General features: G+C 65.4%; 15 protein-coding genes. 12 read left to right on the forward strand and 3 right to left on the reverse strand.

From position 1 onward, the window contains the following. Nucleotides 1-306 precede the first annotated feature (306 nt). The gene (locus ACODS0_RS22440) at nucleotides 307-1,386 is read right to left on the reverse strand and encodes an MBL fold metallo-hydrolase (protein ID WP_488837268.1); all 1,080 of its coding nucleotides are present in this window, start codon (nucleotides 1,384-1,386) and stop codon (nucleotides 307-309) included. Between the two features lie 125 nt (nucleotides 1,387-1,511). Between ACODS0_RS22440 and ACODS0_RS22445 the strand changes: the two genes are divergently transcribed. From ACODS0_RS22445 to ACODS0_RS22500, 12 genes are all read left to right on the forward strand, one after another. After that, nucleotides 1,512-1,907 carry a MerR family transcriptional regulator gene (locus ACODS0_RS22445; protein WP_121421270.1) on the forward strand — a complete coding sequence of 132 codons (396 nt, stop codon included), beginning with the start codon at nucleotides 1,512-1,514 and terminating at the stop codon, nucleotides 1,905-1,907. A gap of 42 nt (nucleotides 1,908-1,949) precedes the next feature. Next, complete coding sequence (locus tag ACODS0_RS22450; protein WP_488837270.1) at nucleotides 1,950-2,411, forward strand: PaaI family thioesterase; 462 nt, start codon at nucleotides 1,950-1,952, stop codon at nucleotides 2,409-2,411. Nucleotides 2,412-2,452: 41 nt separating this feature from the next. After that, nucleotides 2,453-3,643, forward strand: a complete 1,191-nt coding sequence (locus tag ACODS0_RS22455; protein WP_121421268.1) for an isovaleryl-CoA dehydrogenase — start codon at nucleotides 2,453-2,455, stop codon at nucleotides 3,641-3,643. Nucleotides 3,644-3,676: 33 nt separating this feature from the next. Next, nucleotides 3,677-4,336, forward strand: a complete 660-nt coding sequence (gene can / locus ACODS0_RS22460; protein WP_121421267.1) for a carbonate dehydratase — start codon at nucleotides 3,677-3,679, stop codon at nucleotides 4,334-4,336. 37 nt (nucleotides 4,337-4,373) lie between these two features. Then, on the forward strand, nucleotides 4,374-6,179 hold the full coding sequence (aceK, locus tag ACODS0_RS22465; RefSeq protein ID WP_121421266.1) for a bifunctional isocitrate dehydrogenase kinase/phosphatase: 1,806 nt from the start codon (nucleotides 4,374-4,376) through the stop codon (nucleotides 6,177-6,179). Nucleotides 6,180-6,239: 60 nt separating this feature from the next. Continuing rightward, nucleotides 6,240-7,433 carry an acetyl-CoA C-acyltransferase gene (locus ACODS0_RS22470; protein WP_488837273.1) on the forward strand — a complete coding sequence of 398 codons (1,194 nt, stop codon included), beginning with the start codon at nucleotides 6,240-6,242 and terminating at the stop codon, nucleotides 7,431-7,433. 46 nt (nucleotides 7,434-7,479) lie between these two features. Beyond that, the gene (locus ACODS0_RS22475; RefSeq protein ID WP_488837275.1) at nucleotides 7,480-8,532 is read left to right on the forward strand and encodes a DUF695 domain-containing protein; all 1,053 of its coding nucleotides are present in this window, start codon (nucleotides 7,480-7,482) and stop codon (nucleotides 8,530-8,532) included. A 28-nt stretch (nucleotides 8,533-8,560) separates the two neighbouring features. After that, nucleotides 8,561-9,193 (forward strand): pyridoxamine 5'-phosphate oxidase family protein, encoded by a 633-nt coding sequence (locus tag ACODS0_RS22480; protein ID WP_176887129.1) that lies wholly within the window; start codon nucleotides 8,561-8,563, stop codon nucleotides 9,191-9,193. Between the two features lie 87 nt (nucleotides 9,194-9,280). Beyond that, the gene (locus ACODS0_RS22485) at nucleotides 9,281-9,949 is read left to right on the forward strand and encodes an SDR family oxidoreductase (RefSeq protein ID WP_488837277.1); all 669 of its coding nucleotides are present in this window, start codon (nucleotides 9,281-9,283) and stop codon (nucleotides 9,947-9,949) included. A gap of 160 nt (nucleotides 9,950-10,109) precedes the next feature. Continuing rightward, nucleotides 10,110-10,829: a carbonic anhydrase gene (locus tag ACODS0_RS22490; RefSeq protein WP_055393000.1), complete on the forward strand. Its 720-nt coding sequence runs from the start codon at nucleotides 10,110-10,112 to the stop codon at nucleotides 10,827-10,829. A gap of 176 nt (nucleotides 10,830-11,005) precedes the next feature. After that, nucleotides 11,006-12,136, forward strand: a complete 1,131-nt coding sequence (locus tag ACODS0_RS22495) for an acyl-CoA dehydrogenase family protein (RefSeq protein ID WP_055393003.1) — start codon at nucleotides 11,006-11,008, stop codon at nucleotides 12,134-12,136. Between the two features lie 208 nt (nucleotides 12,137-12,344). Then, complete coding sequence (locus ACODS0_RS22500) at nucleotides 12,345-14,126, forward strand: ATP-binding response regulator (RefSeq protein WP_488837280.1); 1,782 nt, start codon at nucleotides 12,345-12,347, stop codon at nucleotides 14,124-14,126. Nucleotides 14,127-14,129: 3 nt separating this feature from the next. On the opposite strand, the gene ACODS0_RS22505 is transcribed toward ACODS0_RS22500, so the two are convergent. Further along, nucleotides 14,130-16,691, reverse strand: coding sequence for a sensor histidine kinase (locus ACODS0_RS22505; protein WP_488837282.1), 2,562 nt, complete (start codon nucleotides 16,689-16,691; stop codon nucleotides 14,130-14,132). Then, nucleotides 16,691-17,341, reverse strand: a complete 651-nt coding sequence (locus ACODS0_RS22510; protein ID WP_121508954.1) for a response regulator transcription factor — start codon at nucleotides 17,339-17,341, stop codon at nucleotides 16,691-16,693. The genes ACODS0_RS22505 and ACODS0_RS22510 overlap by 1 nt, the downstream gene beginning before the upstream one ends. Nucleotides 17,342-17,372 lie beyond the last annotated feature (31 nt).

Here is a 17,372-nt window from a genome sequence, read left to right on the forward strand (position 1 = left end):
ATGATAGTGCGGGTTCCCGTGTGAAAGTAGGTCATCGTCAGGCTCTTACAGCCCAGAAAACCCCAGTCATATCTGACTGGGGTTTTTTGCTTTGGGGGATCCCAAAATGCATCAAGTGCAGCGGACTGCTCAATGCGTTCCGGTTCAACAGCCCACCTAGCCCATCTCAGATTACTTGCGCCGACCAGGCCTGCGCAGCATCTCACAAGCCTTGCAGGCCTTGATCAGCATTAATACACGTGCGGGGTTGGGCTTGGCATTCGTTGGCCACTCAATGAGCGCATGTCGTTGAGGTATTGGATACGTCTATCCACCGTTCGGTGCGCGAAATCTTTGCCCCCCGGCTTGGTCGAGAAAGCGCTCCAACTTCCCATCCATCCACAGATGGTGCAGATGCGCTAGTGCCTCACCCATAGCAAAAGTCATCTGATGGGTGTCCAGCTTGCGTTGAAAGAGAATCGGCAAGGTATCTGCGGCGCTCAGGGCATGGTCATGGGCTGCCAGCGATATCTCCGCCAGTCGCTCGCGGTGGTGGTTTTGCAGCTGCGCAATGCGCGTGGCCAAGCCTATAAAAGGCTTGCCATGCGAAGGGAGCACCAATGTGCTTTCCGGCAGGTCCAGATATCGCAACAGCGAAGTCAAGAACAACTGCAGTGGATTGGCTTCGGGCTCGCTGGCATGGACGCTGACATTGGTCGAGATGCGCGGTAGCACCATGTCCCCGCTGATCAAGGTGGTCAACTCAGCACAGAACAGCGCCATGTGTTCTGGCGCATGTCCATAGCCGCTGATGCAACGCCAGGCTCGGCCCCCGATGTCCAGCGTGTCTCCATCCATGATTCGGCGAAAGCGGGGTGGCAGTGCGGGCACGAGGGTCGGGAAATACGATGCGCGCCCACGTACATGGGCTAAAAAGGACGGGTCTTGCGCACCGTGCAGCGCATAAAAGTCCGCCCCCGCTTCTCCGCCAAACCCTTGCGGGTCATAGACAGCGACCCGAGCCACGTTGTAGTCGGTGGCACTGATCCACAAGCGTACATCCCATCGCTCGCACAGCCAATGGGCCAAGCCGATATGGTCTGGATGCATGTGGGTCACGATGACGCGCAAGATAGGCAAGCCACCCAGGCAGTTCACAAAAATCTGCTCCCACTGCGCACGGGTCGCAGCACTGTCGATGCAGCAGTCCACCACGGTCCACCCGTCCAGCATGACACCGCCAGCGCCCAGTTGTCGGTCGCGCAGCAGCCACAGATTGATGTGATCCAGTGCGAAGGGAAGACCCATGCGAATCCAGTGGACTCCCGGCGCGATCTCGATGGAGCTGCCCTCGGAAGGGAGCGCGTCGCCCAGCGGGTAGTGGATCTGGTGTTCGAGTGGGTTCATGGCGAAGGTGTGATGGGTTAGCATTGACGTTAACGTAAACGTCATGCATTCGATGCATTGTAGGGAGCTGCCGCCACCGGGCTGTCTCCTGCGCGAAACCGATACTGCTGTGTGCAGCACCCACCATGGCCAATACTTACACCATCAGCGACCTTGCCAAAGAGTTCGATCTCACCACCCGGGCGATCCGTTTTTATGAAGACATGGGCTTGCTGCAGCCTGAGCGCACTGGATCTGCCGGACGCAACCGCGTGTACAGCGCACGCGACCGCACCCGGCTCCGCCTGACGCTGCGGGCCAAGCGCCTGGGCCTGTCACTGACGGAAGCCAAGGAGATCATTGACCTTTATGACAGCCCCCGTGATACGGGCGTTCAGCTGCGCAAATTCCTCGACGTGTTGGTGGTCCATCGCAAGCAGCTCGAAGAGCAGATGGCCGATTTGCAGGCCAACCTGGAAGAGGTGCGCGAGCACGAAGAAGAGGCGCGCTCGCTGCTGGCCAAGGTAGAAAAGCAAAATTGATTCATAATTGACGTTTACGTAAACGTAAATCAGGAGACTGTTGTGAGCACGCCCCCTTTTGAGCCGCGTTGCGCTGACTTTGCCGACCGCGTGCGCGACAGTTTTGCGCGCCAGGGAGCCATGCAGACCCTTGGCGCCTCGCTGGGCCTTGTGGCGCCAGGTGCCGTGGACATCGAACTCCCTTGGTCGGTCGGGCTGACCCAGCAGCACGGATTTCTCCATGCGGGCATGGTGGCCACAGCGCTGGATTCGGCGTGTGGATATGCCGGTTTCACCCTGATGGCGGCTGACGCTGCCGTGCTCACCATCGAATTCAAGATCAATTTGCTGGCCCCCGCCAAGGGCGAGCGATTTCGCATGGAAGGGCGGGTGCTGAAGCCCGGCCGCACCATCACCGTGTGCGAAGGCCGCGCTTTCGCCATCGACGGCAGCCAAGAAAAACTCATCGCCACCATGGGGTGCACCCTCATGGCGGTCACAGGACGCGACAACATCCAGGGCTGAATCCGGCCCATTTCCCTACCTTTTACGAGGAGACATTCCCCATGAGCATTCCCGCCAACCTTCCCGGCCTGAACTTCCAACTGGGCGAGGACATCGACGCCCTGCGCGACGCCGTGCGCGACTTCGCACAGGCTGAGATCGCCCCCCGCGCGGCGGAGATTGACCGCAATGACCAGTTCCCCATGGACCTGTGGCGCAAGATGGGCGACTTGGGCGTACTCGGCATCACGGTGCCCGAACAATACGGCGGCGCAGCCATGGGCTACCTGGCCCACATGGTGGCCATGGAAGAAATCTCGCGCGCCAGTGCCTCGGTGGGCTTGTCTTATGGCGCCCACAGCAACCTGTGCGTGAACCAGATCAACCGCAACGGCAGCGAGGCACAAAAAGCCAAGTACCTGCCCAAGCTCATCAGCGGCGAACATGTGGGCGCGCTGGCCATGAGCGAACCCGGCGCGGGTTCGGACGTGATCAGCATGAAGCTCAAGGCCGAGGACAAGGGCGGCTACTACGTGCTCAATGGCAGCAAGATGTGGATCACTAACGGCCCTGATGCAGACACCCTGGTGGTGTATGCCAAGACCGAGCCTGAACTGGGCGCGCGCGGCGTGACCGCCTTCCTGATCGAAAAGGGCATGAAGGGCTTTTCGATCGCGCAGAAGCTCGACAAGCTGGGCATGCGCGGCAGCCATACGGGCGAGCTGGTGTTCCAGGACGTCGAGGTGCCCGCAGAGAACGTGCTCGGTGGCCTGAACCAGGGCGCGAAGGTGCTCATGAGTGGCCTGGACTACGAACGTGCGGTGCTGACCGGCGGCCCGCTGGGCATCATGCAGTCCGTGATGGACAACGTCATCCCTTACATTCACGACCGCAAGCAGTTCGGCCAGAGCATTGGCGAGTTCCAGCTCATCCAGGGCAAGGTGGCCGACATGTACACCGTGCTGCAGGCGGGGCGCTCGTTTGCCTACACGGTGGCCAAGAACCTCGATATGCTCGGCACCGACCATGTGCGCCAAGTGCGCAAGGATTGCGCCAGCGTGATCCTCTGGTGTGCCGAGAAAGCCACCTGGATGGCGGGCGAAGGCGTGCAGATTTATGGTGGCAACGGCTACATCAACGAATACCCGCTGGGCCGCCTCTGGCGCGATGCCAAGCTGTATGAGATTGGTGCGGGCACGAGCGAAATTCGTCGCATGCTGATCGGCCGTGAGCTGTTTGCTGAAACCTGCTGAGCTTCTATCTAATCATTGAGACCCAAGGACAACATGCCCTCCTCCATCGAAGACCTGTTTGTTCACAACCGCGCCTGGGCGGCCCAGATGGAGCGCGAGCGGCCCGGCTTCTTCACCAGCCTGCTGGCGCAGCAAAAGCCCAAGTACATGTGGATCGGTTGCTCCGACAGCCGGGTGCCTGCCAACCAGATCACCGGCCTGGAGCCCGGTGAAGTGTTTGTGCACCGCAATGTGGCCAACGTTGTTGTGCCTACCGACCTGAACTGCCTGTCCACCATCCAGTACGCGGTGGATCAGTTGCACATCGAGCACCTGATGGTGGTGGGGCACTACGGCTGTGGTGGCGTGCTGGCGGCGTTGGAGGGCACGCGCGTCGGTCTGGCCGACAACTGGATCCGCCATGTGCAGGATGTGCGTGACCGCCACCGTGACCTGATTGCCGCCACCGCCCCGGAGTGGCGCCATGACGTGTTGTGCGAACTCAATGCCATCGAGCAGGTCGTCAACATTGCCCAGACCACGGTGATGCTCGACGCCTGGGGCCGGGGCCAGAAGGTTACGCTGCACGGCTGGTGTTATGGGCTCAAGGATGGTCTCATCAACAACCTGCACATGTCCGTGGGCAGCACCGAAGGCCTGGACTCGCTGTACAAGGCCGCAATCGCCGGTGTGGCTGCCGTCAAAAGGCAATAGCCAACCACCGCATCCCCTCAACGGCAGAGCACCCGCCATGTTCCCGCAACGGCTTGACGCTCCCCAGGCCTACGGCATTGCCAAGGCCATGATGGATGGCTTCAACCGGCACTACCGGTTGTTCCGCACCGAGTCCGCGCGGGCCAAGCACCGCTTTGAAACCGGCGACTGGCACGGCCAGCAGCGGGCGCAGCGCGAGCGCATCGAGTTCTACGACCTGCGCGTGAAAGAGTGTGTGCGCAGGTTAGAGAAAGAGTTCGAGGCGGGTGCACAGCCCATGGACGTGTGGCACCAGGTCAAGCTGCACTACATCGGCCTCTTGGTCAACCACCACCAGCCCGAACTGGCCGAGACCTTCTTCAACTCGGTCACCACCAAGATCCTGCACCGCACGCATTTCCACAACGACTTCATCTTTGTGCGGCCTGCGGTCAGTACCGAATACATCGAAAACGAAGAGCCCGCAGCGCGCCCCACCTACCGCGCCTATTACCCGTCGCGAGACACGCTGGGCGAGACCTTCCAGGTCATCATCGAGAACTTCCAGCTGCAGCGTGAATTTGCGGACTTGGGCCGAGACACCGCCTGCGTGGTGGGCGCTATGCGAGGCCGGCTCGACAAAGTGAGGCTGCGCGCCAACTTCCAGATCCAGGTGCTCACCAGCCTGTTCTTTCGCAACAAAGGCGCCTATGTCGTGGGCAAGATCATCAACGGCTTCAACGAAGTGCCGTTTGCGCTGCCCATCCTGCACGACGACAACGGCAGGCTGTTTATCGACGCGGCCCTGTTTGGCGAAGATGACATGCAGATGCTGTTCAGCTTCGCACGCGCCTACTTCATGGTCGACATGGAGGTGCCCAGCGCCTACGTGCAGTTCCTGCGCAGCCTCATGCCGCGCAAGCCGCGGGCCGAGATCTACAACGCCCTGGGCCTGGCCAAGCAGGGCAAGACGCTGTTCTACCGCGACTTTCTGTACCACCTGAAGCACTCCAGCGACCAGTTCCGCATCGCGCCCGGCATCAAGGGCATGGTGATGCTGGTGTTCGACCTGCCGAGCTTTCCCTTCGTGTTCAAGCTCATCAAGGACTACTTCCCGCATCAGAAGGAAACCACGCGCGAGCAGGTCAAGGCCAAGTACCTGCTGGTCAAGCAGCACGACCGTGTGGGCCGCATGGCCGACACGCTCGAATACAGCGAGGTGGCCTTTCCGCGCAGCCGGTTCGACGATGCCCTCATTGCCGAGATCGAGAAGTTCGCCCCCAGCCAGCTCGAAATCAGCGACCGCGACGGCGACGGCCAGACGGAGGTGATCATCAAGCACCTGTATATCGAGCGGCGCATGATCCCGCTCAACATCTACCTGCAGGAAGCCTTCGACACCGGCCTGTCAGACCCGCGCGCGCGCCAGCAGATGGAGCACAGCGTCATCGAATACGGCAACGCCATCAAGGACCTCGTGGCCGCCAACATCTTCCCGGGCGACATGCTCTGGAAGAACTTTGGCGTCACGCGCAACGGCAAGGTTGTGTTCTACGACTACGACGAGATCGAATACCTCACCGACTGCAACTTCCGCCGCGTGCCCACGCCGCGCAATGAAGAAGAGGAAATGAGCGGCGAGGTCTGGTACAGCGTCGGCCCGCGCGATGTGTTCCCTGAAACCTTCGGCCCCTTCCTGCTCGGCAACGATGCCGTGCGCGAGGTGTTCATGCAGCACCACGCCGATCTGCTCGACGCTGCCTTCTGGCAGTCGCACCAGGAACGCATCCGGGCGGGCCACATGTTTGACGTCTTTCCCTACGACACAGACCGGCGCTTTGCGCATGGCTCAGCAGTCCGGTAGCCCCCAGCATTCACCCCTCCCCAACATTTCATCCGAACCATTTCACAGGAGACCATCACCATGTCTGCATCCACCCAAGACCCCATCGTCATCGTCGGCGCCGCACGCACCCCCATGGGCTCGCTGCAGGGCGACTTTTCCAGCCTGGCCGCGCACGACCTGGGCGGCGCCGCCATCAAGGCCGCCATCGAGCGTGCCGGTGTGTCGCCTGACGCCGTGGGCGAAGTGCTGTTCGGCAACTGCCTGATGGCTGGGCAGGGCCAGGCACCCGCGCGCCAGGCGGCGTTCAAGGGCGGCCTGCCCAAGGGCGCTGGCGCCGTCACGCTCAGCAAGATGTGCGGATCGGGCATGAAGGCCGCGATGATGGCGCATGACATGCTGCTGGCCGGTACGCACGACGTCATGGTGGCAGGCGGCATGGAGAGCATGACCAACGCCCCCTACCTGCTGCAAAAGGGTCGCGGCGGCTACCGACTGGGCCATGACCGCATCTTTGATCACATGATGCTCGACGGCCTGGAAGACGCTTACGAAGCGGGCCGCAGCATGGGCACCTTTGGCGAAGACTGCGCCGCCAAGTACCAGTTCACCCGCGAGCAGCAGGACGCGTTTGCCACCGCCAGCGTGCAGCGCGCCAAGGCGGCCACCGAGTCCGGCGCTTTTGCGGCCGAGATCGTCCCAGTGACCGTCAAGACCCGCGCGGGCGAGACCGTGGTGTCGGTGGACGAAGGCCCCGGCAAGATCAAGCTCGAAAAAATCGCCACACTCAAGCCCGCCTTCAAGAAGGACGGCACCATCACCGCCGCGTCCAGCTCCAGCATCAACGATGGCGCCGCCGCGCTGGTGATGATGCGCGAATCCACCGCGAAGAAGCTGGGTTGCAAGCCCCTGGCCCGCATCGTGAGCCACGCCACGCATGCGCAAGAGCCCGAGTGGTTCGCCACTGCCCCGTTGGGGGCCACGCAGAAGGCGCTGGCCAAGGCCGGCTGGCAGGTTGGCGATGTGCAGCTGTGGGAGATCAATGAAGCCTTCGCGGTGGTGCCCATGGCGCTGATGAAGGAGCTGGACCTGCCCCACGACAAGGTCAATGTGAACGGCGGCGCCTGCGCTTTGGGCCACCCCATCGGCGCCAGCGGTGCACGCATCATGGTGACGCTGATGTACGCGCTCAAGGCGCGCGGCCTGACCAAGGGCCTGGCCACGCTGTGCATCGGCGGCGGCGAGGCCACGGCCGTGGCGCTCGAACTGGTCTGACGATGGAGAGGGATGGGATGATTCCCATCTCTTCACAAGGACCGCGATGACCGCACCATCTCCCGAGATCACCACCTTCTGGCGTGAATTTGTCGATGCCCAGGCATCGCTCCAGGCCCAGCCTCTGCGCGAGCGGGTCGAGTCGGCCAACGTGATCATCGAGCGTCACCTGAGGGGCCTGGCGCTGGAGATGTCTGGCGGCGACAGCGATGCGGTGGTGGATCTCATCGTCACCGCCCACGGCAGCATAGACAACTTTCCGTTGCTGATGGAGGTGGTGGCTGCCGCACCCGTGCTGCAGAACTACCGGTTGCGCGCGTTTCGCGAGCGCACCTCGCAGCCCGACTTTCCCATCGGCATGGAGGGCTTTGAGCTGTCCACATCGGAGGTGCTGGTCGCCTGCGAACAGGACGATGGCCAGGCCGCGCTGGAGATCCGCTTTGGCCGCGAGATCCCCAGCGACTACCAGGACCACGCGCGCAACATGGCGTTCATCATGCTCGACCATGTTCTGGGCGAATACGACTTCGCCGTCAAGGTGGGCGCGGTGGATTTTGTGGAGGAAGCCTCCGACCCGCTGGCACCCTGGGTGCCCCTGAGCCAGTTTGTGCCGGTGTTCGACCGCTATTGGGTGGACACCCTGGGCCGCACCAGCGACTTCCCTGCGGGCGAGCACGACTGGTCGGGCATGACCTTGTCGTTTGGCGGGCAGGACGATGAGGATGGCAGCGGTGACGAGGCTGAAGATAAGGCCATTGTCATGGTCAACCGCAGTGCCAACCCCGTGGCCATGCGCGCCGATCTGGCCTACGCGCTGACCCTGGACCTGGCCGTGGGCAACCGCGATCAGCTGGCCGCCGTGCAAGACCTGCAGGACCAGGCAGCCACGCTGCTCGCGCTGCCGCAGCTGGGCATCATGGCCTACACACTGACCCGCGCGGGGCGCCGCAAGGCCGTGTATTACGTGGGCGACAAGCAGCTGGCCATGCAGACGCTCGCACCTTTGCTGCTGCGCGATGAGGCCGAATCACTGGAGCTGACCTTCGCGTTTGATCCCGCATGGTCAGGCTATTTCGAGTTTGCCGTGCATTGCCCGTGAGCTCTTTCAACCCCTTGCAGGCCACACCATGATCGAAACGCTCGAACAATTGCGCACCCTGTACGCAGCCCCCGGCGAGCGGGCCCTGCGCAAGCAACAACCGCAGCTGGATGGGCACTGCCAGCGCTTCATTGCCCTGTCGCCTTTCTGCGTGGTGGCCAGTGGTGGCGCCCATGGTGCGCTGCTCGATGCCTCGCCGCGCGGCGGTGCGCCGGGCTTTGTGAAGTCACCCGATCCCCACACCCTGCTGCTGCCCGATGCGGGCGGCAACAACCGGCTCGACACCCTGACCAACCTGCTGAGTGACCCGCGCATCGGCCTGCTGTTCATGATCCCGGGTGTGGATGAAACCCTGCGGGTGAATGGCACCGCACGCCTGCGCGACGAAGCGCTGTATACCGACTTCTTCACGGCCGAGCGCCAGCGCCCAAAGATAGTGATCGAAGTGCGCGTCGCCGAGGCCTACCTGCACTGCTCCAAGGCCTTCATGCGCTCGCGGCTGTGGTCCGCAGATGCGCAGGTGGATCGCGCGCAACTGCCCACCATGGGCCAGATGATTCACGACCAGATGGGCCTTGCGACCGAGCCCGAGTCGCAAGTGGCGATGCTGCAGCGCTACCGCGCCCAACTGGCGCAAGAGCAGCAACTCGGCGACGCTTGAGGGGATTGATGTTGAATACTTCTGTTTTGATAGCTTTCAGCGCTTGATGGATAAGCGCTAGAGCCCAATTTCATTCAAATTCCCTCTATGAAATCCATATTGGTCATCGGCGCATCGCGTGGCATTGGGCTGGAGCTCGTGCGCCAATACACCGAGGCGGGCCGCCGCGTCATCGCTACCGTGCGCGACGATGCGGGCCGCGAGCGGGTACAGGCCCTGGGCGCCCAGGTGTTGACCGTGGACGTGGCCAACCCTGCCAGCGTCAGCGGGCTGGCCTGGCAACTGGACGGCGAAAAGATCGAGACCGCCTGGTATGTGGCCGGTGTCATCCGCCGCCCCAATGCGCTCACGCCGCCCACCCAGCAGGACTTCGATGCCGTGATGCACACCAACGTGCTGGGCGCCATGCAGACACTGCCGCAGGTCGCGCCCCTGGTGGCCGACGCGCAGGGCGTGTTCGCTTTCTTGTCTTCGTCCATGTCGCAGATTGGCAGCGTTCCCAACAGCGGCTCCTGGCTGTATCGCACCAGCAAGGCGGCGCTGAACATGGCCATCGCATCCGCCCAGCACGACTACCCGAACGCCACCCTCATCACCATCGACCCCGGCTGGGTGCAGACCGACATGGGCGGCGAAGGCGCTGCGCTGACCGTGCAGGACAGCGTGCGCGGCCTGCGCGCCACCGTGGCGGGCGTCACGGCCGCCGACAAAGGCCGCCTGCTGCACCACGACGGGCGCCGCGCCACGCACTGGTAGCCTGGCGGCTATCAGGCTGCCGGATCGATGCAAGATTTGGACTGGCGCCCGGTGGAGTGGATCCGCAAAATTGCGTGGCGCTGGCTGCCTGAAAACGGCTTCCTGCGCGGGCTGGCTAAAGAGAGGGCCAGCTCCATGCAACCCAACCGGGAGTCTAAAAATGTGTGATTGTCTTGCTACCCCGGCGGCGCTTGCGCCGTCCCGCCGCCGCCTTCTGGGCGGTGCCGCAGCCTTGGCTGCCCTGGCCTCCAGCGCCCGCGTGCTGGCTGCAGACACCCCTTTGCCCGACAACCGCATCGGCCCCGACGCAGCGCTTGCGCGGCTGGTGCAGGGCAATGCCCGCTACGTGGCGGGCCGTTCCACGCAGCGCGACTTTTCGGTGGGCCGGGTGGCGCGCACCACCGGGCAGCGGCCCTTTGCGGCCATCCTGAGCTGCGCGGATTCGCGCATTGCGCCCGAGCTGGCGTTTGACCAAGGGCCCGGCGATCTGTTCGTGGTGCGGCTGGCGGGCAACTTCCTGAACGACGATGCGCTGGCCAGCATGGAATACGCGATCGAGGTTCTGCAGGTGCCGCTCATTCTCGTGCTGGGGCACAGCAACTGTGGCGCTGTTTCCGCCACCATCAAGGTGGTGCAGGAAGGCACCCAACTGCCCGGCCATCTGCCGGGGCTGGTCAACGCCATCCGCCCGGCCGTCGAGGCGGCGCAGCGCCGCCAGCCCGCCAACTTGCTGGTGGCCGCCACCGAGCAGAACGTGCGGCTCAATGTGGCCCGGTTGACCACCTCTGAACCCCTCCTGGCCGGGCGCATGGCCAGCGGCGCCATCCGCGCCGTGGGGGGCGTGTACGAGCTGTCCAGCGGCAAGGTCTCGCTGGTCTAGGAGCCTATGGACGAGGGCGTGGCGGACGGTTGCTGCGGCCGGGGTACGCAGGAGCACGTAGTCCGCCCGCCCTTAGCGGGCGCGCCCGCAGACGCGGGCAAAATTGCATGTTGACTCGCCGGTAGGTGCCTGGACATCCAGAGCCTGCTGGCGCCGAACGATCCCAAGGAGACAACATGCTGCTGACCCAAGACCAGGAAATGATCCGCGACGCGGTGCGCGACTTTGCGCAAGAACAGCTGTGGCCCCACGCCGCGCGCTGGGACAAGGAACACCACTTCCCCAAAGAGGCGCACCAGGGCCTGGCTGCACTGGGTGCCTACGGCATCTGCGTGCCCGAAGAGTTCGGCGGTGCCAACCTGGACTACGTGACGCTGGCGCTGGTGCTGGAAGAAATCGCCGCCGGTGATGGTGGCACCAGCACGGCCATCAGCGTGACCAACTGCCCCGTCAACGCCATCCTCATGCGCTATGGCAATGCACAGCAAAAGCGCGACTGGCTCACGCCGCTGGCGCGCGGCGAAATGCTGGGTGCGTTTTGCCTGACCGAGCCGCATGTGGGTTCCGACGCCTCCGCACTGCGCACCACCGCCGTCAAGCAGGGCGACGAATATGTGATCAACGGCGTCAAGCAGTTCATCACCAGTGGCAAGAACGGCCATGTGGCCATCGTCATCGCCGTGACCGACAAGGGCGCGGGCAAGAAGGGCATGAGCGCCTTCCTCGTGCCCACCAACAACCCCGGCTATGTGGTGGCGCGGCTGGAAGACAAGCTGGGCCAGCACAGCAGCGACACGGCGCAGATCAACTTCGACAACTGCCGCATCCCGGCCGAGAACCTCATCGGCACCGAGGGCGAGGGCTACAAGATCGCCCTGGGCGCGCTCGAAGGCGGGCGCATCGGCATTGCCGCGCAGAGCGTGGGCATGGCGCGCAGCGCGTTTGATGCGGCGCTGGCGTATTCGAAGGAGCGCGAGAGCTTTGGCACCGCCATCTTCAACCACCAGGCCGTGGGCTTTCGCCTGGCCGACTGCGCCACGCAGATCGAAGCCGCGCGCCAGCTCATCTGGCACGCCGCCGCGCTGCGCGACGCAGGCCGCCCGTGCCTGAAGGAAGCCGCCATGGCCAAGCTGTTTGCCAGCGAAATGGCCGAGCGCGTGTGCAGCGCCGCCATCCAGACGCTGGGCGGCTACGGCGTGGTGAACGACTTCCCGGTGGAGCGCATCTACCGCGACGTGCGTGTGTGCCAGATCTACGAAGGCACGAGCGACGTGCAGAAGATCATCATCCAGCGCGCGCTGGCCTGAGCCTGCTGGGCGCCATTGTCGGCGCCGCGACTGCTGCCTCTGTGCGGTGGTGACGGTTGCGCTGTGAGTGGGGCCGCAGCAGATGCGCTCTCAGCCATGCCCTGGTCGCTGCCCGACGTACTCCCAAGCGCTGCCACGCGCCGGCGTCAACACGCAACCCTCCCAAAGTAGGGGGTGTTTGGTACGGGAAGATGCCAACATCGGCCCGATGAACTCCGAACGCGTGCTCTCCTGGGACACCCTGGCACCCGCCGCCCAGCTGCAGTTGTTGGGCAACAGCTTCATGCGGGTGCGCGACGGCTGCACTGTCATGCCGCTGCTGGGGCTGCCGGGCTTGGCCTGGCTGTATTCGCTGGGCTTGTGGCCCCCTGGCATCACGCTGTGGTGGGGGGCGTCGTTGTTGCTGGTGGGGGCTGTGTGGGGCGTCTGGGGCCTGTGGCAGCGGGCCCTGAAGCAGCGCGACAGCCACGATGCGGCAACGCTGCTGGCCGTTTGGGTGCCTCGTGTGCAAGCGCTGGCGGCGTTGTACGGCGCGTTGGTGATGAGTTCTGCGGCCTCCGCTGGGCCCGACACGCCCTTTGAACTGCGCGTGGTGTTCATCTGTGGCTCCACGCTGGTGGTGTCGGCGCATGCCGCGCACCAGTCGGCGGCGCTGGTGGTTTTCAAGCGGTTCTTTTTCACCAGCTACGCGGTCAGCCTGTTGTCGGTGCCCTATGTGTTTCCCGATCACTGGCCGTACCTGTTGCCCATGCATCTGGCGTTTGGCGTGTTCTTTCGCAATGCGAGCATCAGCCATCAGTTCTTTCTGAGCAATGTGGACCTGACGGAGCGGTTCCGTGCCGCCAAGGGCGAGGCCGAGCAGGCGCTGGCCGTGAAGAACCAGTTCCTCGCCACCGCCAGCCACGACCTGCGCCAGCCCGTGCATGCCGTGGGGCTGCTGGCTGAATCCATCGCGCTGCGCAACCGGGACCCGGCGCTGGATGCCACGCTGCAGAACCTGCGCCAGGGCGTGCAGTCGCTGCAATGGATGTGCAATGCGCTGCTGGACCTGTCGCGCATCGAAGCGGGGGCCGTGCAGGCAAGGCCCCAGGCGGTGGCCCTGGCGCCGCTGCTGCGCGAAGTCGCCACGCTGCTGGGGGAATCTGCGCGCACCCGGGGCCTGGTGCTGCGCCTGCGCCCGCCACCGGCCAGCGCCCGGGTGCAGGCCGACCCGATGCTGCTGCGCCAGTGCGTGGTGAACCTGGTGCACAACGCGCTGCGGTACACGCAGCGTGGCGGCGTGCTGCTGGCTGTGCGCCGCCGAGCCGGGCACTGGCAGGTGGAGGTGTGGGACACCGGCCCCGGCGTTGCCGCCGAGGAGCGCGAGCGGATCTTCTCGCCCTTCACCCGCAGTGCCTCGGCGCGCGTGGCAGACGATGCAGGCTACGGCCTGGGCCTGGCTGTGGTGGCGCGCTGCGCCGAGCTGATGGATGCGCCCCTGGGCCTGGTGTCGCGCCTGGGGCGCGGCTCGCGGTTCTGGCTGCAGCTGCCGCCTGCCACGTCCAGCGCAGTGGTCGTTGCGCCAACGCCCGCCACCGTGGCGCGCCAGGGCGGCCTGCAGGGCCGCTGCCTGGTGGTGGAGGACGACCCGCAGGTGGCCGCAGGCTGGCAGCAATTGCTGCAGGACTGGGGCGTGCAGGTGCGCTGCGCGGCCGATGGTGCCGAGGCACTGGGTTGGCTGGAACAGGGCTTCACGCCGCAGGCCATCTTCTGCGACCAGCGTTTGCGCTCCGGCGAGAGTGGGTTCGCCTTGCTCCAGCGCCTGCAGGCACTGTGCCCTGACGCCGCGCTGGCCATGGTCAGCGGTGAATGGGATTCGCCCGCGCTGCGCCAGGCGGAAGAAGAGGGCTACCTGGTGCTGCGCAAGCCGGTGGCGCCGGAACAGGTGCACGCCTTGCTGCGGCAGTGGCTACCTGATTCGTCTGAAAACTATAAAAAAGATAGCTGCTAGCGCTTATTGGTAAAGCGCTGAAGGTTGTTTTGATTGATTTTTCTGCTGGCCCAGCCACTGGGCCAGCACCGCGTGCAACTCCACGGGGCTCACCGGCTTGCGCAGCACCAGGTAGCCCTCGTCCTCGGCATCCTGCAAGGCGGGCGCGTTGTGCTCGCCGCTGACCATGGCGCCGCGTGCAGCGGGGCAGCGGGCCAGCAGGGCGCGCAGCACGTCAAAGCCGCTCTCGCCCGTGTGCAGCCGCTGGTCGCAGAAGATGGCATCCGGCTCGAACCCTTCGTCGAGCTGGGCATGCGCCTCGGCCGTGGTGGTGGCGTATGCCGCCGTCACGCCCCAGGCCTCCAGCATGGCGCGCCAGGCCTTGATCACCTGGCGGTCGTCGTCCAGTACCAGGCAGCGGCCTTGCAGCGGGCGCATTGCCGTCTCGTCGCGGTGCAAGGCCACCGGGTCGGGTGGCACGGCCGTCGTAGTAGCCGCAGCGGTGTGGGCCGGCAGCCGCAGCCAGAAGCATGAGCCCCGCCCCGCCTGCGACACCAGGCCGTGGGTGGCGCCCATCTGTTCGGCGCAGCGCGCCACCACGGCCAGCCCCAGGCCGTGTCCGGCGTCGTTCATCTGGTCCGCCCGCTCCCCTCGGTAGTAGGGGCTGAACACCCGGTACTGGTCCGCCACGGCGATGCCGACGCCGGTGTCCCGCACTTCCACCAGCCAGTCGCTGCCGCGCGCCCGCACGCTCACCAGCACCTTGCCTTGGGGCGTGTAGCGGATCGCGTTCTGCACCAGGTTGGCCAGCGCCTGGCGCAGCAGCACCGGTTCTGCCCACACGGTAGCTCCGCCACGCGGCACCCATAGCCGCAGGGCCAGCCCGCCGAGGCTGGCCTGCTCACGGAACAGGCGCACCACGTCCGCGAGCAGCCCGCTCAGGTCCACCACGCCCTTGGCGCCCAGCGGCTGGCCGGATTCCAGGCGGGCCAGGTCCAGCAGCGCGTTGAACAGCTGGTTCATGGCCTGCATGCTGTTGCGCAGGTCGGCAACCAGGGGGCGAAGAACCGGGTCGCTGTTGCGCAGGCTGATCGCCTCGACCATCAGCGACATGGCGTGCACGGGCTGGCGCAGGTCGTGGCTGGCGGTGGCGAGGAACAGGTTTTTCTCGGCCAGTGCGCTTTCGGCCTGCCGCCGGGCTGCCGCCAGGGCCGCGTTGGCCGTGCGGGTGCGACGGTACTGCCAAAAGCTGGCGCCCGCCGCCAGCAGGGCCAGCGCCACCGTGGCGGCCAGACCGATCTGTTGCATGCGCCGCACACGCAGCTCGGCATCCTGCACCCGATTGGCCTGCGCCAGCTGCTCGATCTGGCGCTGCCGTTCAGCGCTGTCAAAGCGCTCCTGCAGCGCGGCCACGGCCTGGTCGCGCTCGGTGTGGAACAGCTCCTTGGCCAGCGCCTGCTGCTTGCGCGTGGTGGCCATGGCTTCGCGGTACAGGCCGGCTTGCTCGTACATGCGCGAGAGCTCGCCCAGCAGCTGCTCTTCCATGGGCAGGGACCCCGCTTCGTGCACAAACCGAATGCCCGTCTCCACCTCATGCACGCCAGCCGCAATGCGGCCCTGGCCCATCAGCGCAAAGCCCAGGTTGGCCTGCGCCATTGCGGCCCCGTTCAGCTCGTGCGCGTCGCGGTACGCTGCCAGGGCTTCGCGCATCACGGGCTCGGCCGCGGCATAGGCCTTGCGCTGCAGCAGGACGTCGCCCAGATTGTTCAGCGCCGTGGCCTGGAGCCCGGTGAGCCCGCCGGCGCGGGCGATCTGCAGGGACTGCCGGTAGGCGGCCACGGCGGTGTCGAGGTTGCCCTGCACGTTTTCCACATTGCCACGGTGCAGGTGCAGCCAGCCCAGCGCCTGCTGGGCGTCCAGCTTTTCGGCCAGCGGCAGCGTCTCGCGAATGGTCTGCAGCGCGCGGTCGGGGTTCTTCATGTCGAAGTGCAGCAGCTCCAGATGTGCGCGCGACCGCAGCTCGGATGTGGCTGCCTGGCGCGGCAGCGTGCGCGAGAGTTCCAGGCTGCGCAGCAGGTGGGTCATCGCCGCTTCGAACTGACCGTTGCTGCTGTGCAGGGCACCCAGCGTCAGGTGGTAGAGCCAGCGCACCCAAGGGTCGGGCACCTGCTCCGCCGCGCCCGCTTCGCGCGCCAGGGCGTCCAGCCCGGCGCGTGTCTTGCCCGCCACGGCCCATTGCCGGGCCTCGAAGCAGATGGCCAGCACCTGCGTCGAGGCATCGTTGTGCGCAGCCGCAAGCGCTCTCAGTTGCGCTATGCCCTCGGTTACCACCGCAGCCTGCCCGGTCTCGAAGGCTGCGTCCGTCAGCGCCGCCAGGTAGGTGCGCCGGGTCGCGACATCGGCCGCGTTGGCAAAGCGGGTGGCGGCGGCCTGCAGCGCCTGCACGGCTTCGGCGCTGTTGCGTTGCGACAGGGTCTGCAGCCGGTCCAGCTCTGCCAGGTCCGGGTTCGGTACCTGTGCCCCTGCGGGCAGTGCCGTCTGCAGGCACAAGGCCGCGACCAGCACCACGGCCCGGACAAGGCGCATCAGGACAGCTCCAACCGCCGGCCGCGCAACAGGGTGATGGCCTCGATTCGCGTGCGCACCCGCAGCCGCTCCAGGATGCCCGTCACGTGCTCCTTCACGGTGCTCTCGGCAATGTCCAGCTGCAAGGCGATGCGCTTGTTGGGCAGCCCCTGCAGCACCAGCGCGAGGATCTGGCCCTGGCGGGTGGACAACCCCAGCTCGGCCGGAGTCACCGGCAGATCGCGGCTGCGCGGCGGCTGGCTGCCCAGCAGGCCCGGCTCAAACCAGACCAGCCCGCTCAGCAAGGCTTCCACCGCCAGACCAAAGGTCTCAGGCGCTGCTTGTTTGTGGATGAAGCCCTGTGCGCCTGCCTGCCGGGCCTGCTCCATCACGGCGGGGTCATCGTCGCCGCTGATCACGGCGATGGGCATCCCGGGGCAGTGGCTGCGCACCTGGGCGATCAGGCCCACCGCAGCGCCTTCCGCCAGCCAGAAGTCGATGAGCGCGATGGCCGGTGTGCCCCGCATTTCCACCCTGCGCAGAAGGTCGTCCGCCCCTGCGGCCTCTACCACCTCCATCTGCGGCAGGCGTGCGCGCAGGAACTCGGCCATGCCGTGCGCCACGAGCGGATGGTCGTCCAGGATGAGCGCGTAAGGGGAAGTGGGGGCCATGTAGTGGGAGAGGGTGGCTGCGCCTTGCGGC

The sequence above is a fragment of the Acidovorax sp. FG60 genome, assembly GCF_057808995.1.